Source organism: Paenibacillus sp. J31P316 (assembly GCF_056269105.1).
On sequence record NZ_JBWDNI010000022.1, the window covers coordinates 60147 to 81328 of the forward strand.

Here is a 21182-nt window from a genome sequence, read left to right on the forward strand (position 1 = left end):
TCTAACAAATCGCACACGCGCTATTTATGGTAACAGTCTGCAATTCCGCCTATTTTCTCGTAGTTCTCCTGACATAACTACTCATTCGTTATCCTGCCTGATCTTAGTTGTGCTATCGTATCCCGTTAGCTCAATATCGGATACTAAATTGATTATTGAACGCATTAATTCTTTTGCTAAATTTCTAATGCCTTAAGCTCTAATTTTACAGGGAATGTATAACCCATTGACTCTAACAACATCATAGCTTCTTTATTCTGTTCATTAACCAGTGTATCAACTGCATATCGACCATTATTAATGTGATACTCAAAACTCTTAGTTATGAGGAACTTACCCAACCCTTTATTGCGCCATCTAGGAATGACGAATAATCTTTCAACCGCGCCAGTTTGCCAACACATAACACTGCCAACAAGCTCATCACCTTCAAATGCAGAAATGGTATGTAGCTCTGGACCACCCATCATCCATTCCAACATATTTACGCTCCTGTATACAACACCTTGATAATATTGATTTTCGATTTCGGTATATTTGGTTCTTTCCTCTTTGGATTCCAACGCGTGAAATTTGACATTAACTCCATCAGGAGTTCTGATTTCAGGCATGTTTTTTTCAAGCGAACGTTGTGCAAAATAATATGTTTGATAAGGGATAAAACCTAACTCTTCATAAAACTCTCTGTCACCATAAAAGTCTTTCCAAGCAACCAATTTTGTTTTCTTGTTTGGATTACGCAACTTTTGACAAGTTTCTATAAATGTAGGGTAAAGAGCCTCTCTTACTTCTTGCATACGATTTGAAGCTAAATCATTAGTTGGAATTTCAATTTCGAACACATCGTGACTATCAGCTATTCCATGTCGTAAGTAACCCACACAAATTAAAATACCGTCCTCGTTAAATACACAGCTCATTCTCTGATGTTCGAAATCTTTGTTATATTTAAAAAGTATCCATGCTTTGTGATTTAAATTTTTAACTATGTCCTCTAATTCTGCGCAATATGGTCGAACTTGCAATGACATTCTAATGCCCCCTGAAAGGTGATGATTCTATCCTAGCAAAAGAAACGGCTTATAAAATATATAAAAAATGATTGAGAATTATTTAATACACAAAAAAATCACTTCAGTATCTAAGTCTATTCCAGGATGTTACATTCGATAACTTTCTGTTTCTCCCCTGCAACACCATTGTAAATGTTTGGAACTATCCTGCCCGTTAGCTCAACAGGCTGCCGAGAAAACCGGCAGCCTGTTCTTAGTTGTGCTATCGTGTCCCGTTAGTTTCGGTCCTTACGTTAATGGTATCATTAATTAGAAAATCATTTCCCAGCGCTTGAACTTGAATATGGTCATGAAGTCTTCGATCTCCAAATTCCCATTTTAAAGACCAACCATCACTTCCATCTTTGTCATAACCAATGAGTTCTCTAAGCCCCCAAGTTTGTGTACCCGTGGGTATTAACCAAAACAGAACTGTTTCTGTATTCGCAGCTTTTACATATATATTCATCGTTGTAACATCTTTTGGCACAACAAACCAGTTGCCTTCCGAAGGCATATCAGTCGTCACATTCCAAATTACTTTGTTACCATCCAATTGTGTTTGACCATTTAATAAGCAAGCTAAGAGCAGTACTTTCACGAACATTTAACTCACCTCGCTGGATAGGTTATCCGACCAAACTTAAGTTATTCTGCGTTAGTTTAATAAAGTGTGCATTTCTGGGTTCACGGGGCTGTATAGAAGTTCTTGTCTACGGCTTTGTGTAGAAGTAATTTGTCTCGAACTCACGACAAGAACTTCTATACAAAAAAAGCCGCTGTTTATGCGACTTCAGTTGTATATATGTTCTTGTCGTCTATCCCAATCCCGTGTCTTGACAGAGCAGAGCATAGCAGGCAGATATGCAGCCCATCCAAGCGTACATGACAACGGAGCCCACTGATTCGTGAGGCCCCGTTTTTATGACTTTATGTGTAATAGATTACGTTCTCGCAATTGCTAGTAGCATATTCGCCCATTCCTGCAAGTCCTTATTGGAATCTGTCATCTGTTCAGCTATTGCTTTGCAGGTTTCACGCTGGTCTTTTGTAAGCTCTCCTGCAAAATGTAGTGCTTCCTGATAATATGCGATGAGCTCATAATCATTGCGTTCAAGGGGCTCATTCCAACCAAACCTATTCAATCGCTCCAAACACTCCCTTGCAAGAGGGTTACTAAAGCACTCCAGCCGCTTAAATAGATCATATTCGAATTTGATATATTGGGATGGTGACTCCGGCACATAGTCCGAATGAACGGCAGGAAGCCAGTAATCCAATGCTTCACTCACGGATAAGTCTGCAGTCATATCAATATCCGCGTGGAAGAGTGCATCCTTCTCCTTAACATCTGGGAACAAGCGATAAAACAAGTCAAGATCTATTGTTTTACGCATCGTCAAGCTGTAGTCCACATAATCATTTCCCGTCGCAGCAAATGCGATAAAGTCTTCTGTTCGTTGTAACGGAGCAAAGGCATTTTCCTCAATAATGTGAGCTACTGCCTTCAAGGTAAGTAGATTAAACCCGTCTTTCAGAATACCCGCTTCGAAGGCAATCACAGGCTCATCGTCTTCGCCTAAGCAGTCGTCCACATCAAGGTCCATGACCGAATAAGCCAAGCTTTCAAAAGCTCTGATGATGCGACCGTTTTCCCCCATATCATCCGGGAAGAGCTGAAAGCCAAAGTCCCCTTGACTGTATTTTAACGAAAGCACCTCACTGTCTTTCTGGTATTTGTCTCCGTACTTGCCGCCCCGATACTTTTCCAGCGTTTTCTCAAATCGATCTAGTGTGTTCATATATATGTAGTAGCTATTATGTTCGTCAGCATATAAATTAAAAGCGTATACGTTCTTGTTATCTGGGCCCTCCGCAAAAGATTGGATGACAAACTTACAGCCTTTCACCAGCGCATGGGTAAAGGATTCTGCTGTAATTAGTTCTACGCCCTCTGGTTTCTCTGGACTGAATTTAGCCTCGTCACCTTCACACATCACGTAATAACCTTCCTGGTAGATAGGTGTTTTTTCATCCAGCAGTCGTCCAAGTCTTGAATAGTAGGTGTTCATATCATTGCTCCGATCTGTTTATTTACAACAATTCCGATGAGCTTAATCTATTCTCTAACCTCTTCAACGATAAGTTGTAGGCGTCCTTTTAGTGTAACATCTTTCCAGTAAAATAGTATGTTCTACAACTTTTCTTTGGATGGAAATGCGCATAAACTATCGTTCTCCGCTAACGTAAGGATGATGCTTCATTTTTATCTTGCTACTGTGACTTTTTTTGTGCTTCATTATAATCATGAATGCAACATATACGAGCAATAAAATGACCGAAAACAACGTTAATGTTGTATTTAATGTGAGTGAATTTGAAATTTCAAGTGCTATGATGCCAGATATCCCAATGAGACCTATGGATTCTCTGTTAAACTTTAGAAAGCGATATCTTATCATCCTATAAATCACAAATACATTAGCAAACAGGTACAGAGCAAGAAAGGCATAAACCAAATTTTTCACTCCTTATCATTCGAGGTCAGTTTAATTTACTTGAATGGACAACGGCAGCCGATCGTATGGTCGGCTGCCGTTGTCCATTCAGCTATCGTCTCCCGATAGTTGAATGACGATCATAATTTCCACTTAAACCAACGACCGTGTCTGTCTGTTTCTGCAAGCGTTTCACTGTATTCATTCCCATTCACGTAGTAATCAAGATGAAGGTCCAGGTCCTACATATTGTGATAGAGATGAAATACTTCCCGTTCGTTACCCAAGGATAGAATTTGCTCACTCAATTTCTTCTTAGCATCTGCCGGTATCTGGTTGGCCACATGGGTATGAAAAATGCATATTGATGAATCATGAGAAACGGTTGGGACAATTCCCGGAAGAATGGACGCCCCATCTCCTTCAATTAGCTCAATAGATTGGCTTTTTAGGCAAGGAGCTGCTTTTTCAAAATACGCAGGCTCCGGAGTATCTGCGCAATAAGGTCACTGTGAGGCGAGGGTTCACTCTCGGCCCAGTGCGGACTTCCTATCTTCTAGCATATCGGCATAAATTGCTCGCCGTTCGGCTGCGATGCTCTTTACGGATAGCAAATGCGCAATTTGCTCTTGCAATTGGTTGATATGCTTCATCAGCAGATCCACGCGTTTGCTTAAAATTTGAGCGGTCATAGTATCGGGCTGTTCCTGCCGCATCAAAAGACAGCCATCCTGTGCGAACAATGCGATATCCTCGAGCCTCATGCCGGTTTTTTTTAGCCCGTCGATAAACGCGATAATTTTCAAATCCGAATCTGTATAGCGCCTTGCCTGACTTCCGGCCGCGCGTTGCGGTTCGGGTAGTAGGCTGATCGATTCGTAATAGCGCAGCGTTGAAGCGGATATGCCAGTCATTCGGGATACTTCGCCGATTGCGTACACCAAGTGCATCCTTTCTATACGTTTATTCATTGACCAACACAATTTTACCTGCGAACCTGGAAGTCTCCAATATTTCGTGCGCATGGATCGCATCCTCTATTGGAAGGATATGGGAAACTAGTGGCTTAATTTTTCCTCGCGCCAACATATCAAGTACTGCCGCCGTATCCTCCCAGAACCAATCGGGCTGTTCCCGTTTCATCCCCGTAATACTGTAAAGCAAAATGGGATTACCGTTCTCGGTAGCCTGCTGTTCGGCCAGCCATTTCCATTCAGCCGCCCAGTCTTCCGCCTCACCCTCCCTAAGGATGGAGGTATAGCCGTAACTGATGAATCGGCCTTTGGCACTTAAGGTTTGCAAGGATCTACGATAGTTGTCGCCGCCGATAGGATCGAGCACGATGTCCATGCCCTCAGGCGCTTGTTCCCTTAGCACTTTAACAAAGTCCTGACTGCGATAATCGATAGGGAAGGCCCCATACGACGTGACAACTGCATGTTTGTCCTTGGAGGCGGTGCCGTACATCTGAAGTCCGGCGAGTTTGCCAAGCTCCAACAGAGCCGTGCCAACGCCACCACTTGCCCCGTGAATCAATAATCGATCGCCTTCGGTTGCGCGTGCCAGTCGGTGAAGCAATTGGTATGCGGATACGTAATTCAGAATGACCGCTGCCGCAAGTAAGGGATTTAGACCTTCGGGAATCAGGAACACCTCATCGGCTTTGGCATATACATGCGTGGAATAACCGCCGGCGCCGTTGAAGAAGACGCCCACTTTTTGCCCCGGATGGAAGTGCTTCATTTCCGCTCCTGCTTCTTCGACGATTCCTACTGCATCGTATCCTGGTGTAAAAGGAAGCGTTAAGGAAACCGGATATTTCCCCGCCCGTCTCAACACATCGCCGAGTGCAACACCGGCAGCTTGAATCTTGATCCGCAGCTCTTGCGCGAACGGGGGGCGAAGCGGCTCCTTAACCCATTCCATCGCCTGCGGACCTCCGAACTGTTTGACGACCCAATGCGAACGAAACATAAGCATCTCTCCCCTGATTGAGTGATGCTTCTCATTGTAATGTTTAAAGCTAACTTTAAGTCAAGGGAGAAAAACAAAATAACTAACGTCCCCCTTTAACCATTGAATAGTACATATCGTTATTACAAATTAAGCAACCGTGGCAGGATAGAATAATTTCATGTTTCCAAATTGTGGGCATAAATCCTTCTTGAGACCCTGATTCAACTATAGTTCCCGTTAGTGTAACGAGACTTCAACACCGTCATTAGCTTACGATGAAAACATTTCTGTTGTTTCTCTTAGAACAAATTGATTCGGTACTTCGTTTTCAAAAAAAGCTCTAAATAAAACTTCTGCTTGTTCATAGTTCATTACTTCGTTTGTTCGTACTTTTATTTCTCCACCGCTATAGGAAATTTTAGTACCTTTTTTAATCAGACTTTTTACCCCTATTACAAAATGTCTAAATCCGTCTCCAACTTGATTTGGTGATCTATATTCTATTGTCATTTTCGAATTAGATCCGGCACATTGAATAAATAAAAAATCATTCAATGTTAATGTGCAATATGAGCTCGTTTTGTTGTTCATTTGTTTGAGGTAGTTGAGTACAAAATCAATATCTGGATCTACATCCTCAATTACATGGTTATCTACTTCATATTGAAATTCCACGGAATCCACCTCTTACTCTAGTTCAAGAATCCTTCTATATTCGCCATTAAAATTGAATAATCCTGCCCTTTAGCTTAATGAAAGCAGTTGCCAGCGGCAAGCTGCAAAAAAAGTGTTGTGAATTCGCCGTTAGCGTAATGAAAAGGAGCAGTTGCCGATGACAAACTGCTCCAAAATGTCCAGCCCCTTGAATAGGGCTATAGGTGATACTTATTCGAAGGGAGGTGGTAGACCCCTTACCTCATACCTATTTAATATGGTAACGTTCAATAATGGATTGATGTGCTTCTGGATGCGCCAGAATAAAGTCTCGCGCTTTATTCATTTCGGATGCTGGCAATTTCCCAGCCGAAACATCGGCCATCAGATTAAGGTAGTACCGGGCTTCCGCTTGAGTAAATTTCTTCTCAACAATCACAGTATTTCCTTGTCCATGATTTACCTGAGCATACACCGCTGTACCACCCACTGCCAACATCGTCACGGCAGCGCCCAGAATAAGTGCCTTCCTCAATTTCTGTCCACTCCTTTCTTACAAGATAATACATACGACGATAAGCAATGTAAAAAAGTTACACCACAAAAGGTTTGAATGAACTAATGGCTTGCCGAACTATCGTGTCCCGTTAGCTTAATAAACCATTATAAAAATATCTCAGCTATTTCTGCCCAATTATTTACCCTTGCAAACTCTGTATCATCTTTATTGTAGGGATTAGTAAACAAAAACCCCTTACCCATGAATTTCTTAATATTATTTTTGCTGTCATCAATAAGGAAGTCAGCTTGTATCAAACCCTTATTTCCACAAAACACAATATTATCTTTAGGGATGAAACCAAAATAATTACTAAGCCAATCTAATTTGTTCATCATTGTTTTAGGACGCATCGTTGCAGCTGAAACAATCAAAATCTCAAACTTACGGGATAATTCCAAGATAACTTTTTGACTGTCTTTTATGACCTCAAGATCACTACAGAAGTTCTCATATTCCATATAATTATACAAGATGTCGCCAGCAAACGGATTAGCTTTTAAATGCTCGATCAGGTTTTCCGTAGTAACATTTTCATCGTATTCTTTGTTGTAGTAAATAATCGCTTTAGCTAGGAAATCAGCAATAACTTCATCTTGATCGATCGCTATACGTTTCTTTTCAATCACCGTGGTCTTCACCCCCAATAAGTTTAAACATATGAGTAATACAAAGATTAATTCGAGCAGCAGGCCCTTTCACTCGGCGGCCAACAGACTACAAAATCATCCGATATACTCCAGCCTCACCCAAAAAATCTTTTCTGGTCAATCCTTTTTCTCCAAGCAACATCCGATAATTGGTAATCGTACCATCATGCGAATTAATGAATATTTTTTTATAGCTTTGCCCGATCCAATTTAATAACCGCATAACAAATCCTTCAAAAATATCTTGTTCGATCCTATTGATTCCATCTTTCCAACAATCCAGATTGAAATCAAGAATCTCTGTAACTCCATACAGATTTGTAATTTCAGTTTTAGAAAGGATGTAATCACAAGCTAAAAAAGAAAATTCGGGGTTTTGAGGAAACATTCTCGGGCCAACAAATGGAGAAACAATGAAATTTGTACCGTTTCTAATAATAATTGCCGTCTCAATTGTACGTTTAGTTGGACTTACAAGAACTAAATCGCGAGTATCAATTTTAATTTCATTTCGTAGCTGTGTTACTTGAAATCTGCCGTACTCTGTAAGACTAGGATGAAGAGTATTCAGCTGATTTGGATAATCGTTGAGGTGTTCTCCATGTCCGTGCCGAATAAATATGAAATCCATTTTCCTCCCCCTAACAAGACTCTTACTTTCATTTGCTTTCACATAAAAGACTTAGCTTTGCAACCTACTTATAGAGATGCTTCTCTAATGCATAATAAACCCCATCCTCATCGTTCGATAATGTAGTCTCATTAGCCTGCGCTTTAATCTCATTAGGTGCATTTCCCATCGCAATTCCAAGCCCAGCATATTCAATCATGTCTAGGTCATTATAATAATCGCCGATCGCGATCATCTCCGACTGTTGAATACTAAGCTCCTGTAATACTATTTTAAGTGCATTGCTCTTACTTGAATGAGCGCTTACATACTCACGATGAAACTCGAAATCACATCGTCTCCTAAGACTTCCTTCTTCAACCAACGGGATGTTCTGCCACCCGCCGACTTGCTTGTGGTCAAAAATAGAAACCTTCATCACCTTGTCTTGGAGTGAGAGAATATCATTATGAATAGTATGCTTAATCTCATATTGGCGGTGCTGCCTTTCGTCATGCTCATCCATGATTTCCACGAAATAATCAAAGGCCGTGCAGATGGAAATCGCATGTTCACGACAATACCAAATCAAGGGAGCCACTTCAGCAACGGAATAGGAGCATTCAGCGATGACCTGTTTGTTTGCAGCATTAATCGTCACTGTACCGTCATTGGATACCAGTATCCCAGTAAAGCCTAATCGGTTTATGATTCGCTCGGTTTGCATGTAATATCGTCCTGTTGCGATGACGAAGTGAATCCCTGCTTCTTGCGCCTTTTGCACCGCCTGAACATGTCGTTCAGAAACTTCTCCCATACTGTTCAACAATGTACCATCTAGGTCGAGCGCAACGAGTTTATAACTCACCTTACCACCCACTTTTTGGAAGTTAGATCATCTTTATTATACATATAACGCAAAAATTCAAGTTATTGGTACTTTGGGGAGCTGTCATTTACCACATCTATGAAAACAGGTCCCTAAATAATATCTTTGTTAGAAAATCCTAATAGTTACGAACTATCCTGCCCGTTCGTAATAGCGTAATCTGCTCGTTACTTCAATGAATAACGGCAGCTGGTCTGTGGCCGGCTGCCGTTGCTTCTCCATTCATCTATCGTTTCCCGTTAGCGTATTACAATATCAACCCTCCATCTTATAAACCGATGTTACTTTTTAGCCCTTTGTAGCTTCCTGAACTGGGAAAGTCTTCTTTAACAATAGTCATGAACTTTTCAGAGAATCCATGAGCTATAAGATCATGAATCGAAACCATTAACACATCACTTATAGGATTGCTATCAAACTCGTTCGATGGAAGACGTATTTCCCCGCCTATTTTTTCAAGCAGGAACGTTATGTGTATTAGTGAAGGCGATGCATCAGGTTTATCACAAATGTATAATAACTTGGTAACCTTAACGGCCAGTCCTGTTTCTTCTTCGATTTCTCTTACAATCGAATCTTCAAGTGTCTCTCCTTGTTCAACTCTTCCTCCCGGCAAAGACCATTTTCGGTCAGAACTTACATTCTGCTTGACCAATAAAATTTTACCGTCCTCAACCAAAATCCCCGTTACTCTAACCTGCAAAAGATTTCTCATTAGCTACTCGCCTCCTAAAAAAGAGCCGTCAAAGAAATTTAATACTGCAATAAGTAACAAAAAAATACCGAAAATCCGATTTAATATTTTCATTGCTTTGTGTCCAGAATCAGGAGGAGTAAATTTCCCAGCTTTCAAGTCAAAACTCATCCGAGAGATCATCCATACTTTTACAGGAAAGAAAAAGAACAAAAGCCCGATGCAAATCAGCAATATTGATAACAACATAAATCCACCTATTCTTCCGTTAATGATATGGCTGGAACTAATGTTTCAAACGTTGACGGTCGGGAACAACTAATGTTTGGTTGAGCTATCGTTCCCAGTTAGTTTAATCTGAGCTGCTCTCATATGAGTAATTTTGGATTATCGAATCCAATTATTGAACTTACCCGTTGGATCTCTTCGAAAGGGAAAGGAGTGGACCTGTTCACTGAAATGAGATTCGAGTAGAACTCATTCATTACCAGCGCGATCGGCGCATACTTCTCTATCATTGCCACTGCTGAACCTGTTAAATTTCGAGGCTTCTCACCATTAATGCAACGCCGTATGGTACCTATTATTTCAAGGTGACTAGTCACACCACCTAGTTCCCTTATGAGCCAGTTTACAAGTTCGGTTACCACATAACACTCATCATGAGCTTTATTCCTGTTATAAAACTCGATTTCGCTGCTGGAAAGCTCGAATCGAGTAGATGTTGCGAGTCCGAAGTCGGAAATATATAATCGGTTACCGTCGGTTAAAATGTTCCTAAAATGAGCATCGAAATGTAATAACTCGTTCGTATTCATAAACGAGACAGCGTTAAGAAGATCGGACTCCACTTTGGCAAATGCCGAGGATGCGGAATCTTCTCCCAAAGCAGCCTGTTCGGTCAGCCAGTCATGCAGGCTATATGGAATGTACTCTAAGAACAATACAACACAATCCACTGCGCACTCTATCGCCTTGATACGATCTTCTACAGCTCTGGATCCCCAAAACTCAACCAAATCGGACACTTCCTCGGAAGAGCTTTGTTTTAAATGAGGTAATACCCGCCAGTGATACAAGAGAGGGAAGCTCTCTGAACGATTCGCCAACACCCAATTGGTGGTCATCGTATGTGCGGCGACCTCACGCCATACGCCATGTCCTAACGAACCTATCCCATAGTGGAAAAATGGCGGGAGTTCGAACACGTTTCTAGTCGACATGAAGTTCTCCGCACTTTTTTCTAGTTCTGTAATTGGTATCTTCTTCAAGAAAACGTATTTATTTTCAAGTTGCAGTAACGCCGTTGAACCACCGATTCCGTTACCCAGGGCTGTTGCATTTTCAACAAGCTCTCGAAGTTGTTGATTATTGCTCAATGATAAGGTGGTGGATACGTCAGAATAGAGTGCTAGTCGAGATTCATGAGTCACATAGGTCTCTCTTCGGAATGATTTCACAGTCGAATCACTATCCTTCCGGTTCTGATCTGATTAGTTAAAGAATTCGCGAATCAATTGCACTATCCTGCCCTTTATTTCAATGAACAACGGCAGCCGATCGAGTGGCCGGCTGCCGTTGCGTCTTCATCCTGGTGCATCTATTTCCGATTCTCTTTCTTCCACCCGGACAGTCCAATGATAATAAGTGGCACAGTAAGCGGCATTACCGAAAAGCCCCTCCAATTTAACCCATGATGAGCTTCCCCGACAGGATCCGTCTGCGGATCTAAAGGCAGAAACAAAAAAATAAACTGTCCAATGAGTAAGACGATACCACCCGCTAAAGCTATTTGATACTTCTTCATTTCATGACTCCCCTGCTTGTGCGACTTCTCTCAATATCTTACGCAAGCGAAGCGTTATTCGTTGCTAAACTGCCCGTTACTTCAATGACAAACAGCAGCCGAATGTCTTTCCGGCTGCCGTCGTGTTGTATTGTGCTAACGTTCCCCGTTAGTTCAAACGAACGGAAAGGCATAAGAACCCTGAAGGGATCTCATGCCTTTGGCAATGCGTTGTTATTGGCCTGCAGCGTATCTATCGATTGTCGCAATCGGGAGATGGTCAGTAACTAGGCGGCTATAATGCGCCAGCTGTATGATTCCACTCTCATCGATTATAAATTCGGCAGGTATTCGATTGAAGTTTGAACCTTCCTCCCGCGTAAGGGAAAAACCGGCAGCTTTTGCTTCTTCAGCGAACATTTTCGTGTTTGCATCATCCATTGTCAAGCGTACTTTCTCTTCGAATGTCTCGACGCCATACAAATTGTACAAGTAAGCCTCCGGGTCCGCAACAAGCGGAAAGGGAGGGTTTTGAGTTCCAACGTATGTCCTCGTATTTGCCTCCGGTGATTCGAAGACGGCAATGACGTCCATACCTTGGCGCTTCCATTCCGGATATCGGTTATTAAAATAGTGCACACGCAAATTGCAAAGGGCGCAAGCGGAGAAACGCATAAAGGCGAGAAGCACTTTGCGGCCTCGATAATGATCGAAGACTATGGGATTGCCATTGTGGTCGACGGTTCGAAAAACTGGGGCTATCATACCCTGCTGAAGCTGGTGAGTCATCGGCGAATACCTCCTGTAATTGGAAAATGATTTGCAATTCCAATATACCAAACGAGCAACATCGCTTCGGTGACCTAGTCACCAAATAACTCCTCCAATTCAGTGCGGCGGGTGATTCGCACCCAACCTCGTCCTTTCTCCACCAATCCCCGCCGCTGAAAAAGCTTTAGAGTGCGGCTCACGACTTCACGGGCGGTGCCGATTTCGGAAGCAAGCTTACTATGCGTCATTCGCAACATTGGCTGCTGCTCCGACGTGATACTCAGCAGAGTTTCAGCCAACTGCTTATCCAGCGGTTTGCTCTTCTTTGCTTGAAGCTGTTCGCCCATATGCATAATTCCTTCGAGTAGGTTACCGAACACGGTTTTACGGATCGACTCGTATTCTATCACCCAGCGAAGGAAGCTGCGTTTGGTTACGAACAGCGCCTCGACATCCGTCTCAGCCTCGATTACCGCTGGGAAGTCTTGTCCACTCAGCCCGCTCAGCACATGAAGAGCGCAAATTTCACCGGGATTAAGTTTATTGACAACCCGCTCGCTCCCGTCCTCCCCGATTTGGCTGATTCGAGCACTTCCGCTCAGTAAAAACATGCCGTAGACCATTGCTTCATCACGCTGAAAGAGACGCGATTTGACGGAGAATATGCGCACTTCCGGGCTTGCTTCAGCCCAGTCCTCGGGGTAAACATCCTTTAAATAGGGGCAAACTTCCAGCAACCGCTTGTCTATGACGAATGAAGTCATGCTCTGTTTCCATCCTTATCCATCGTTATGCTGTGAATTATACCACAATCACCACGCGATTCTGCGCCATGCCGATTCCATGGTTTTCGACTGCCCGTTCGCTCGACACCTCGTCGTACGCGGATACCGCCCGGTCATGATTCAGAATCCCGAAGGCGCTTTCTGCTCCTTCAGCGTCGGACCATGAACGACGATGGAGCCGTCTTCCCGGAACGCCATTCGGTCCATGCAGACTTGTCGGTCTCCACCGCCTACTACAGGGTCGGAATGCGTGTGATACACAATGAATAGCTCCGTGCGATCGGGAGAGCCCGTTACGCTGTGATGCCCTGGCCCGGATATTTCTTCACAATCGGAGAATAGAATCGGATTATGTTCGTACTTCTGGTACGGCCCCAGCGGATATTCGCTGACCGCGTAACCAACCGAATAATCCCGGTGGGCGAAGCAGTTCGCCGAATACATTAAGTAATACAGACCATTATTCCGAACGACGAATGGCCCTTCATTCCAAAGCCAATCTGGTCCGGACTTGAATTCCCATTCCTGGTCAGGCTGCAACAGAAGCTTTCCTTCCTCTTTCGGAGTCAACATATCGTCATCCAGTTCGAATCCGTAGATATGACTCTCATGCCGCCCATTCAAGATATTCTCGGAGCAGTCTCTTGAATAGTACAGGTAATAAGTGCCGTTATCACCCAGCATGACATGCGCGTCGATTGCGGCATAGCCGAAGTCAAACAGAGGTCGGTCGAATACGTCAACGAAAGGACCGGTCGGGCTCTCAGCAATGGCAACTCCAATTCGCAAGCTATCCTTCTCGCTCCACCGCGCCGTGTAATACATATAGAACTTGCCTTCGCGCTCCACGACCTCGGGAGCCCAGAACTGCTTGTAGCCCCAAGCCTTGTCATTGCGCTCCTTCTCGTATACGAACCCTTCGTCCGTCCATTCGATCAGGTCTTTGGATGACCAGACCTTGTAACCGTTCTGCGCCGATGTGGGGTAACAATAGTATTTGCCGTCCGTCGCTCTCAATATAAAGGGATCTCCGATATTTCGAATGTTCAAGGGATTCTTATAAACAGCTGACAATGGATCCGCCTCCTATCTGACCGGCTACCTTAGTGTTTTGATTGAGCTATCGTCTCCCGTTAGCGAACTTTGTCTGATGACAACCTTAACGACTATTTAATTGGTGAAAAATGAGTAGCATACATCAGCCTTTCTCTCGTGTGACGGCGTGAGGCCTAAATAATTCTGCTCACGCTTATGGCTGCTCCTCCAGTTCGGTAATCGGCCGGTCGCAGACGGCGGCCACCATGATCATCGGGGCATCGCCGTCGCTGTGGCCGACGGAGACTGCGACCCATCGGCGGGCGGATACCGGCCCCCACACCGCAAGATCGCCGTAGCAGTCCTTATCCAACAGCGCCTGGAACAGTGGGGACAAAGGCTCGCCCGCTTGCTTCCGGAACAACGGCACATGCATGGCCACCTTCCGATGAGTACCCCATCGGTGGTCCAATTCCCGTACAAGATCCGCCAGATACTCCTCGGCGGTCTCCACCGCTTCGTTCCACTCGGGCTCGTAGAGCCCCGTGAGGTCATCACCCTCCCAAAGCGGGATGATCAAAAAGCGTTCACCCCTGGTTAGGGTCCACTCCCCCGTGTCAATCTCTCCCTCACTGACCGTCGGACCGGCCGTCGGTATGGGCTGGGTTAGCAGAGCTTCGACATCGGATAGCACCCGTTCGGTATCGAACGCCTGCCCGAATCGTGCGGTCATTTCCTATCCCTCCTTGCAGCCGATTGGCTGCCTTCTTTGCGTCCTCGTTGCAGCTTAACGAAAAAGCGATTGTACAATCGTCGTTTGATGCTTTCCGAATATTTGATTACTCCTTTTTGCCAGCCAAGTCGGGGACCAAAGCTTTATTTTGCGGCAAAGCTGGACTCGAAGCCATTCCATACGATTGTCTGCTCCGCGGGAAAGCGCGTTGTAGGGTAAGCGGGCTTCCTCGCTTTGCCGATGGCGACGAGCAGGACGGGAATGAACCGCGGCGGGACGTTGAATGCCTTCACGAAAGCGTCGGCGTCAAAGCCGACCATCGGCCCAGAGTCGAGACCCTTCGATGTAGCGGCGAGCATCAGCTGCATGGCAGCGAGCGAGGCGTTGCGGATCGCTTCGTCCCGACGATAAGTCGGCGTTGCGTTCCGATACGCGCCCTCGATCTGGCTCATCATGATTGCACGAGTCTCATAGCCCGCGAACGAACCTTCCGGTCCTTTCTCTGAGGTGAGGCTGTACACGAGTTCCGCGTTAGAATTAGCCTCCAGATCTCCGAGAATCGCGATGGTAATGGAAGCGTTAACGACTTGCTTCTGGTTGTACGCGATCGGAAACAGCTTCTCCTTGGCCGCCGCGTCGGTGATGGCGACGAACTTCCAGTGCTGCAGATTCCAAGACGAAGGGGCGGTGCCCGCGAGCGTCAGCAATTCGGTAATCTCTTTTTTACCGAGCGTATGGGAAGGATCGAAATGCCGGACGGAATGACGTTCGCGAAAGAGGGCGGCGCTATCTGTTTGCGAGAATTGTAGCATCTTGCGATCAGCTCCTTGACTAACATGACTTTAACTGCCTTGATTCCATGTTATGCCGATTATCGATGCCTAACAAGAGCATTATTACCAAATTGTGTCGATACAGTTGGCTAACTATCCTATAATGACAATAGGAAATGAGGTGCATCATCATAAAGAGATATGAGGATATACGCGATGATCTGGCACGGAAAATCGACGAGGAGCAGTTCTTATCCGGGCAAAAGTTGCCTTCCGTCCGCCATGCGGCGAAGTTATACGACTGCAGCGTCAGTACGATTAAGCGAGCATACGAAGAGCTGGAGAAGAAGCACGCCATCTATGCTATAGCCCAGAGCGGCTACTACGTCGTGGAAAAACGGAAGAGACGGTCGGATGCGACGACGGGCGCGATGATCGACTTTTCTTCCGCATCTCCGGATCCTTCCATCTTCCCCTACTCGGATTTTCAACATTGCATGAATAAAGCCGTCGATACGTACAAGAACGAGCTGTTCACCTGCGGTGATTCCAAAGGGTTGGATGAACTGCGCCGCACGCTGGCGACACATCTGGCCGGAGATCAGGTGTTCGCCCCTGCAGAACGGATCATCGTGACGTCGGGTATTCAGCAGGCGCTTGAAATATTGGCCAAAATGCCTTTTCCGAACGGGAAATCGACGATACTCGTCGAGCAACCGACTTACGATAATTATTTAAAGGTGCTTGAAGCGGAGCATCTTGAAGTTCGCGGCATCGCCCGGACGGCGGCCGGCATCGATTTAGGAGAGCTGGAGGGAATATTCAAGCAGGGCGATATCAAGTTCTTCTATACGATGACCCGCCATCACAACCCGATCGGCACCTCGCTCAGCTTAAAGGAACGCAAGACAATCGCGAGGCTGGCGAGCAAATACGACGTCTACATTGTCGAAGACGATTACATGCCCGATCTCGGTGAAGAAACAGGAAAGGCCCCGATCTACGCCTACAACGGCACGTCACATGTCGTATATCTGAAGAGCTTCTCCAAAATTATTTTCCCGGGACTGCGGCTCGGCGCCGCCGTGCTTCCGAAGAATCTGCTGGAGACGTTCCGCGAGCACAAACGGTTCGCCGATACTTCGTTGCTGTCCCAAGCAGCGCTCGAGGTATATATCAATAACGGCATGTACGAGCGGCATAAGCGCAAAATTGTCAACCAATACGTGGCTCGGATTCGCTTGCTCCACGAAGCGGTCCGACGTTATGACGATGAAGGCTTGCTCAGCACGGCCGACGTCCAATACGGCGTGTACGTCCAACTCAAGCTGCCACAGACCGTCCACCTGGAGCGTCTCACGGAAAGGCTCGCTGCAAGAGAAGTCATCGTCGTGCCAAGCAAACCCTTCTATTCGGCGAACTACTTAGAACGGGAAAAGTTTCTAAGGCTTAGCGTCTCTCTCGTCCAGCCGGATCAGATCGACGAGGGAATTCGGAGAATCGTTGAGGAAACGAAACGGGAAGCGAAGGCGCTGAACTAGCCTGACTGAGACGGAAAAGTAAGGATGATCCAAATCATGTGAAGTCATTCAAACAGATTTGTAACGTATTAGACCCTAAATCAGACTAATCGGGCCTGTCCTAACCATCCCTCACCGTTCCTGCACGAAAAATTCAGCTCTCACTTATGGTACGGTTCTCCGCGCTGTCTGTAACGGCAAGTTTTAGGGCCATCCTTTTGCGGGATGACCCTTTCTTTGATCTCACCTTGTTAACGTGTCCCGTTAACGTAATCGAGCGTTTTCACTTGTTTTTGTTATTTCTAAAAATACCGACTTGTAATCCGACTACAATTCCAAATGAAGCTCCATATACAATTCCAAGACCTACATTACCGAATACTGCTCCAAATGCGACACCAAAAGCGGAACCAAAAGCGGCACCTAAAGCAATTCCAACGCCTATGAAAGAACCATTTCCGTCATCTTTCATTTTCAAATAATCACTCCGCTTTTTAATTTCATTCCAAAGCTTTACTGCTGTGGCAGTTTCGCCTCATACAACGACTTTCCAAAAGATGTAGGTATAACTTAATACGTTGCCAACTACTTAATGTTTCGCTACATTATTCTGCCTGTTTTGCTTAAAACCGGTTCTAGGAATTTTTTGTACATTTTAGCATATTTGTGATTTAGAGCCATGACCCCTTTCGTGAGGTCAATTTCTTTTTCAGGAGGTATGTAGATTGCGAATCATCAAAACAAAGCAGGACATTGCCATTTTGCGTCGCGCGGAGGTGCTTCCTGCGGCGCTCCTCGATCAGATCGAGGATTTTCACGGCCTCTAATGAGATAATGTTCTTGTCACCCGACACTTATTCTCGTACTGCTGCCGCCTGTGGCAACTTGACGCAGCGCTTGTGGTTCCAGCGGTATTTGCATCCTATCCACTTGCAAAAGAAGAAATTGATGTCATAACATGATAATGATGTTTTTTCAATGAAACTACGATCGATTAAAAACCCCTTCAGTATTTTCACTGGAGGGGTTGCGCTTAAAGTCAATAAGCTTTATTACTTCTGGTGGTTATGACCGTTATCACCATGAGATGGATGGTCTTTCTTATTAATAACGAGCTCAGCCGTAATGGGCAAGTGATCCGCTGCGATTGTGTCTATAACCTTCCCTGCTTTTATTTTTACATCGTCAGACGTATAGATGTAGTCGATTCGACGATTAGGCTTGTCTGAATAATAATAGGACGTATAGGCATCATTTAAACCAAGTTCCGCAAATGTGTCATGATACTGCGCAGACATTTTTATAATTTCAGGGCTATCTGGTGTGGCATTGAAGTCTCCCACTAGGATACTTGTTCCATTATCTTGATTTACAATGTCCAGAATCTCATTGACTTGTATATCTCTTGCTTCAGGTGTTTTATTGTCAAGATGAGTATTGTAGAAATTAATGTGATTGCCATTCACATTAACTACCGTCTTCGCAAGACCGCGCTGCTCTGCTGGATATTGCGTATTATCAAGTAAATGATTTTCGCTAGAAAGAATAGGATATTTACTTAATATAACCGTTCCATATTGACGACGAGGTTCCCCCTCATTTAAGGGATCATTATCAAGATTTGCAGCAAATTGGTAATGCATGCCTAAGTAATTGGCTAACCACTTCGCCTGATCCTCGAAATTACTACGCGTGGAGAAATGATTATCGACTTCTTGCAGACCAATGATATCAGCACCCGATGATTTAATAACGTCACCAATTCTGTTCAAATTTAGAATGTCATCCATGCCTTCGGCATGGTGAATATTATACTCCATCACTTTAATGGCAGTCTCTTTTCCTCTTTTAAAGTCCGAGGCATAAGATTCACTACTTAACGAAAACATAGGAATCATAGTCATCAATAAAACAGAAGAGACAATAACTGACTTTTTAAGCATGCACAACATCCTCTCGAAGTTTCAATAAGATAGGTGAATCTGCTACTAATAATTTCATATATTGATTTCCATTTCCATAGGCTGGTAGATGTAGATTGTTCTTTGCAAGAATGTTCATTTACTAGGACCATATGTAAGGGAAATGTAAATTTTGGTTGTTTTCATTATAAGATTATTGCTGCTCGATCTAAACCGCAATTAAGATCATAACCTGACAAGCAAGCGGAAGAGAATCGCTAAGTTGAAGTACGTGAATAAATGGAACAAATGTGGGTGAAGCTGTCCTTACTTTATGCATCTCCTTTTCACTTCAGCCGTCCGACAGTGACCGGATTTGATAAGACGAACTTGTCAGGAGGGACGATATAGCATTGGTAATCCTTGTTTTCAAAAAGTATCACTCCTCCGCAAAGTTCATAGTAATGTTTAAGATCCTCAGGAAGGCTGTAACCCTCCGTTTCTGGCATACTTTTGTCGGATAAACTCTACAGTTTGGTAAGCCAGCTATCTGTCGTAATAATGCCTCTATATCCTTCAAACTTCATCGGCCCTCTCCTGTTTTCTACTATCGTCTCCCGTTACTTTAATGAAAACGGCAGCTGACCATCAAGTCAGCTGCCATCGTGGAGCTATCGTCTCCCGTTAGTTGAACGCGGCAGCCAATTGTTTCAGTATCATTTGATTAATTTACCAATTGTATTTTTCTATTCCGGAAAGGTGATAGGCATACTTTATCCCCAAAAAGAGTAACCCAACTCCAATCGAGGCTTGGAATAGACCAATTAAGATATGATAATAATGTCGTTGTGGCAAATCACGATAACCCTTAAAACCAACAGCAAAGTTCGCTGAGTATGTGATTAACAGGAGAGGTACGATAATAATACCCGCAAAGCCTAGAGTAATAGAAGTAATAAAGGCTGCCAATGAGTAAGCCGCAATAAATATCATTCCCCAAAAAAAACGTCCGAAATAAAATACTCCAACTATTGGAAAGCAAGACAGCACATAACCAATGTATCGATAAGCGGTGTTCATTTGATACCACCCTATACTTTTTTCACCAGAATATCTAAATTCCATTATGATTCACAGTACTATCTTTTATTGGTACCTTATAGTTTAACCTGCCCGTTACTTTAATGGACAAAGGCAGCCGATCGTATCGTCTCCCGTTAGCGTAATGGTTTATGGGGTATTCCAAAGTTTCAATGTCACTAAACCAATATAAAAAAAGTTAAAGATCGGATTAATAACGAGAATAATCGTGTAAGCCATCATCTGTTTATCATCTTTCTTTAGAGTCAAGTTGTAGGTGCCTCGCCACCATGTCCCTATCCGTTTCGTAATGATTTCCAAGGTTATGAAAAACAAATTGATCGTTACAAATAAATATTCTCGAAAAAACTCAATCGCATTGCCACTAACTAGTCCAATCAAAATATCAAACGATTTATTCTTTTGATAATCATCATACATAGTAGCGATAAAGCTAAGTAGTAAAAAAAAGCTGGAGCATTTAATCGACCACCTTGCTAGTGTTGCATAGTCGCCGCCTGATACTCGGTAAAGTATGCGCTCTACACCAAAGAATAAGATAACACTGAAAATAATGATTGCGATCGCCATCATATACTCCTTATTTTTTCAGATCACTTGATGTGGACGATATTATTACGGTGGTTATATTGTAACGTTGCACCATTGTTCAAACAATTCTGCCCGTTAACGTAATGAAAAATGGAACAGATGCCGAGGGCAAACTGCTCCATGATTTGTTGAACTATCGTTCCCCGTTAGTTCAACATTTTTTTAACTATTTATCGGAAAATAAACTTTTCATCTCCTCTGGAACTATTTTCACATCCTCGATTTCAACTTCACCATATTCATTAGGTGGAGTCAGTCTGACCAAAAGCATATTTCCATTATCAAACGTTAATAATTCGTAATTATTGAAGAGTGTGCTAGTGGACGCAAGTGTTTTCAATCCCTCAAAATCAGATTTCGGCACACTATTAGCCCTCCCCTCAGAAAACAACTGAGTAAAGCTCGTGTAATCTTGACGATCAATGGAGGTTTTCATCAAGAGAGTGGTATGCACTGGGTTATCGGGTTTCACTTCACTTTGCGAGCAACCTAAAAGAAGTCCAAGAGATGAACTGGACCTCTGTCAAGAAAGTGGACACTCAATTAGTCTGTTTATGCTAATTCGAGCTGCTTGAATTGAGCTGCAAATCGAACGGGGGACAGGTAACCCAGAGATCCATGAAT

At 43.9% G+C, this 21182-nt stretch carries 24 protein-coding genes and 1 pseudogene; 1 reads left to right on the forward strand and 24 read right to left on the reverse strand.

Going from position 1 to position 21182, the window contains the following annotated elements:
- Positions 1 to 176 precede the first annotated feature (176 nt).
- From AC0YNU_RS30730 to AC0YNU_RS30820, 19 genes and pseudogenes are all read right to left on the reverse strand, one after another.
- Positions 177 to 1031, reverse strand: coding sequence for a GNAT family N-acetyltransferase (locus tag AC0YNU_RS30730; protein WP_475763459.1), 855 nt, complete (start codon positions 1029 to 1031; stop codon positions 177 to 179).
- Between the two features lie 244 nt (positions 1032 to 1275).
- A complete protein-coding gene (locus tag AC0YNU_RS30735) occupies positions 1276 to 1653 on the reverse strand; it encodes a hypothetical protein (RefSeq protein WP_475763461.1) in 378 nt (125 codons plus the stop codon).
- Positions 1654 to 1996: 343 nt separating this feature from the next.
- The gene (locus tag AC0YNU_RS30740; RefSeq protein WP_475763463.1) at positions 1997 to 3124 is read right to left on the reverse strand and encodes a hypothetical protein; all 1128 of its coding nucleotides are present in this window, start codon (positions 3122 to 3124) and stop codon (positions 1997 to 1999) included.
- A gap of 566 nt (positions 3125 to 3690) precedes the next feature.
- Positions 3691 to 4023: pseudogene (locus tag AC0YNU_RS30745) on the reverse strand (DUF2332 family protein); the annotation flags it as partial.
- 51 nt (positions 4024 to 4074) lie between these two features.
- Positions 4075 to 4491 carry a MerR family transcriptional regulator gene (locus tag AC0YNU_RS30750; RefSeq protein ID WP_475763465.1) on the reverse strand — a complete coding sequence of 139 codons (417 nt, stop codon included), beginning with the start codon at positions 4489 to 4491 and terminating at the stop codon, positions 4075 to 4077.
- 22 nt (positions 4492 to 4513) lie between these two features.
- Positions 4514 to 5476 carry a zinc-binding dehydrogenase gene (locus AC0YNU_RS30755; protein ID WP_475763467.1) on the reverse strand — a complete coding sequence of 321 codons (963 nt, stop codon included), beginning with the start codon at positions 5474 to 5476 and terminating at the stop codon, positions 4514 to 4516.
- 300 nt (positions 5477 to 5776) lie between these two features.
- Positions 5777 to 6181, reverse strand: coding sequence for a hypothetical protein (locus tag AC0YNU_RS30760; protein WP_475763469.1), 405 nt, complete (start codon positions 6179 to 6181; stop codon positions 5777 to 5779).
- A gap of 247 nt (positions 6182 to 6428) precedes the next feature.
- Positions 6429 to 6695 carry a hypothetical protein gene (locus AC0YNU_RS30765; RefSeq protein WP_475763470.1) on the reverse strand — a complete coding sequence of 89 codons (267 nt, stop codon included), beginning with the start codon at positions 6693 to 6695 and terminating at the stop codon, positions 6429 to 6431.
- A gap of 128 nt (positions 6696 to 6823) precedes the next feature.
- On the reverse strand, positions 6824 to 7348 hold the full coding sequence (locus AC0YNU_RS30770) for a 5' nucleotidase, NT5C type (RefSeq protein WP_475763472.1): 525 nt from the start codon (positions 7346 to 7348) through the stop codon (positions 6824 to 6826).
- An 88-nt stretch (positions 7349 to 7436) separates the two neighbouring features.
- Positions 7437 to 8000, reverse strand: a complete 564-nt coding sequence (locus tag AC0YNU_RS30775) for a phosphoglycerate mutase family protein (RefSeq protein ID WP_475763474.1) — start codon at positions 7998 to 8000, stop codon at positions 7437 to 7439.
- Between the two features lie 64 nt (positions 8001 to 8064).
- Positions 8065 to 8847: a Cof-type HAD-IIB family hydrolase gene (locus tag AC0YNU_RS30780; RefSeq protein ID WP_475763476.1), complete on the reverse strand. Its 783-nt coding sequence runs from the start codon at positions 8845 to 8847 to the stop codon at positions 8065 to 8067.
- Between the two features lie 289 nt (positions 8848 to 9136).
- Positions 9137 to 9583: an NUDIX hydrolase gene (locus AC0YNU_RS30785; protein WP_475763478.1), complete on the reverse strand. Its 447-nt coding sequence runs from the start codon at positions 9581 to 9583 to the stop codon at positions 9137 to 9139.
- 347 nt (positions 9584 to 9930) lie between these two features.
- On the reverse strand, positions 9931 to 10995 hold the full coding sequence (locus tag AC0YNU_RS30790; protein WP_475763480.1) for a protein kinase domain-containing protein: 1065 nt from the start codon (positions 10993 to 10995) through the stop codon (positions 9931 to 9933).
- 167 nt (positions 10996 to 11162) lie between these two features.
- Positions 11163 to 11369, reverse strand: a complete 207-nt coding sequence (locus AC0YNU_RS30795) for a hypothetical protein (RefSeq protein ID WP_475763482.1) — start codon at positions 11367 to 11369, stop codon at positions 11163 to 11165.
- Between the two features lie 213 nt (positions 11370 to 11582).
- On the reverse strand, positions 11583 to 12137 hold the full coding sequence (locus AC0YNU_RS30800; protein ID WP_475763484.1) for a redoxin domain-containing protein: 555 nt from the start codon (positions 12135 to 12137) through the stop codon (positions 11583 to 11585).
- Positions 12138 to 12211: 74 nt separating this feature from the next.
- The gene (locus AC0YNU_RS30805) at positions 12212 to 12883 is read right to left on the reverse strand and encodes a Crp/Fnr family transcriptional regulator (RefSeq protein ID WP_475763486.1); all 672 of its coding nucleotides are present in this window, start codon (positions 12881 to 12883) and stop codon (positions 12212 to 12214) included.
- A gap of 141 nt (positions 12884 to 13024) precedes the next feature.
- Positions 13025 to 13978, reverse strand: coding sequence for a glycoside hydrolase family 43 protein (locus tag AC0YNU_RS30810; protein WP_475763488.1), 954 nt, complete (start codon positions 13976 to 13978; stop codon positions 13025 to 13027).
- A 175-nt stretch (positions 13979 to 14153) separates the two neighbouring features.
- On the reverse strand, positions 14154 to 14672 hold the full coding sequence (locus AC0YNU_RS30815) for a hypothetical protein (protein ID WP_475763490.1): 519 nt from the start codon (positions 14670 to 14672) through the stop codon (positions 14154 to 14156).
- Positions 14673 to 14815: 143 nt separating this feature from the next.
- Positions 14816 to 15484 (reverse strand): nitroreductase family protein, encoded by a 669-nt coding sequence (locus AC0YNU_RS30820; protein ID WP_475763492.1) that lies wholly within the window; start codon positions 15482 to 15484, stop codon positions 14816 to 14818.
- A 152-nt stretch (positions 15485 to 15636) separates the two neighbouring features.
- Between AC0YNU_RS30820 and AC0YNU_RS30825 the strand changes: the two genes are divergently transcribed.
- Entirely contained in the window at positions 15637 to 16986 is a 1350-nt protein-coding gene (locus tag AC0YNU_RS30825; RefSeq protein WP_475763513.1) for an aminotransferase-like domain-containing protein, read from the forward strand.
- 262 nt (positions 16987 to 17248) lie between these two features.
- Here the strand turns inward: AC0YNU_RS30825 and AC0YNU_RS30830 are convergent, their stop codons facing one another.
- From AC0YNU_RS30830 to AC0YNU_RS30850, 5 genes are all read right to left on the reverse strand, one after another.
- Positions 17249 to 17443, reverse strand: coding sequence for a hypothetical protein (locus tag AC0YNU_RS30830; protein WP_475763494.1), 195 nt, complete (start codon positions 17441 to 17443; stop codon positions 17249 to 17251).
- 574 nt (positions 17444 to 18017) lie between these two features.
- A complete protein-coding gene (locus AC0YNU_RS30835; protein ID WP_475763496.1) occupies positions 18018 to 18908 on the reverse strand; it encodes an endonuclease/exonuclease/phosphatase family protein in 891 nt (296 codons plus the stop codon).
- 687 nt (positions 18909 to 19595) lie between these two features.
- The gene (locus AC0YNU_RS30840; RefSeq protein ID WP_475763498.1) at positions 19596 to 19946 is read right to left on the reverse strand and encodes a hypothetical protein; all 351 of its coding nucleotides are present in this window, start codon (positions 19944 to 19946) and stop codon (positions 19596 to 19598) included.
- A 150-nt stretch (positions 19947 to 20096) separates the two neighbouring features.
- Positions 20097 to 20537: a hypothetical protein gene (locus AC0YNU_RS30845; protein WP_475763500.1), complete on the reverse strand. Its 441-nt coding sequence runs from the start codon at positions 20535 to 20537 to the stop codon at positions 20097 to 20099.
- A 187-nt stretch (positions 20538 to 20724) separates the two neighbouring features.
- Positions 20725 to 20922: a hypothetical protein gene (locus tag AC0YNU_RS30850; RefSeq protein WP_475763501.1), complete on the reverse strand. Its 198-nt coding sequence runs from the start codon at positions 20920 to 20922 to the stop codon at positions 20725 to 20727.
- Positions 20923 to 21182: the final 260 nt, after the last annotated feature.

What these genes read in the sequence shown, in the direction of transcription:
- AC0YNU_RS30730 (WP_475763459.1), bottom strand. Translation starts at nt 1,031, where the DNA reads ATGTCATTGCAAGTTCGACCATATTGCGCAGAATTAGAGGACATAGTT.
- AC0YNU_RS30740 (WP_475763463.1), bottom strand. Translation starts at nt 3,124, where the DNA reads ATGAACACCTACTATTCAAGACTTGGACGACTGCTGGATGAAAAAACA.
- AC0YNU_RS30755 (WP_475763467.1), bottom strand. Translation starts at nt 5,476, where the DNA reads ATGGAATGGGTTAAGGAGCCGCTTCGCCCCCCGTTCGCGCAAGAGCTG.
- AC0YNU_RS30775 (WP_475763474.1), bottom strand. Translation starts at nt 8,000, where the DNA reads ATGGATTTCATATTTATTCGGCACGGACATGGAGAACACCTCAACGAT.
- AC0YNU_RS30785 (WP_475763478.1), bottom strand. Translation starts at nt 9,583, where the DNA reads ATGAGAAATCTTTTGCAGGTTAGAGTAACGGGGATTTTGGTTGAGGAC.
- AC0YNU_RS30795 (WP_475763482.1), bottom strand. Translation starts at nt 11,369, where the DNA reads ATGAAGAAGTATCAAATAGCTTTAGCGGGTGGTATCGTCTTACTCATT.
- AC0YNU_RS30800 (WP_475763484.1), bottom strand. Translation starts at nt 12,137, where the DNA reads ATGACTCACCAGCTTCAGCAGGGTATGATAGCCCCAGTTTTTCGAACC.
- AC0YNU_RS30805 (WP_475763486.1), bottom strand. Translation starts at nt 12,883, where the DNA reads ATGACTTCATTCGTCATAGACAAGCGGTTGCTGGAAGTTTGCCCCTAT.
- AC0YNU_RS30815 (WP_475763490.1), bottom strand. Translation starts at nt 14,672, where the DNA reads ATGACCGCACGATTCGGGCAGGCGTTCGATACCGAACGGGTGCTATCC.
- AC0YNU_RS30820 (WP_475763492.1), bottom strand. Translation starts at nt 15,484, where the DNA reads ATGCTACAATTCTCGCAAACAGATAGCGCCGCCCTCTTTCGCGAACGT.
- AC0YNU_RS30835 (WP_475763496.1), bottom strand. Translation starts at nt 18,908, where the DNA reads ATGCTTAAAAAGTCAGTTATTGTCTCTTCTGTTTTATTGATGACTATG.
- AC0YNU_RS30840 (WP_475763498.1), bottom strand. Translation starts at nt 19,946, where the DNA reads ATGAACACCGCTTATCGATACATTGGTTATGTGCTGTCTTGCTTTCCA.
- AC0YNU_RS30845 (WP_475763500.1), bottom strand. Translation starts at nt 20,537, where the DNA reads ATGGCGATCGCAATCATTATTTTCAGTGTTATCTTATTCTTTGGTGTA.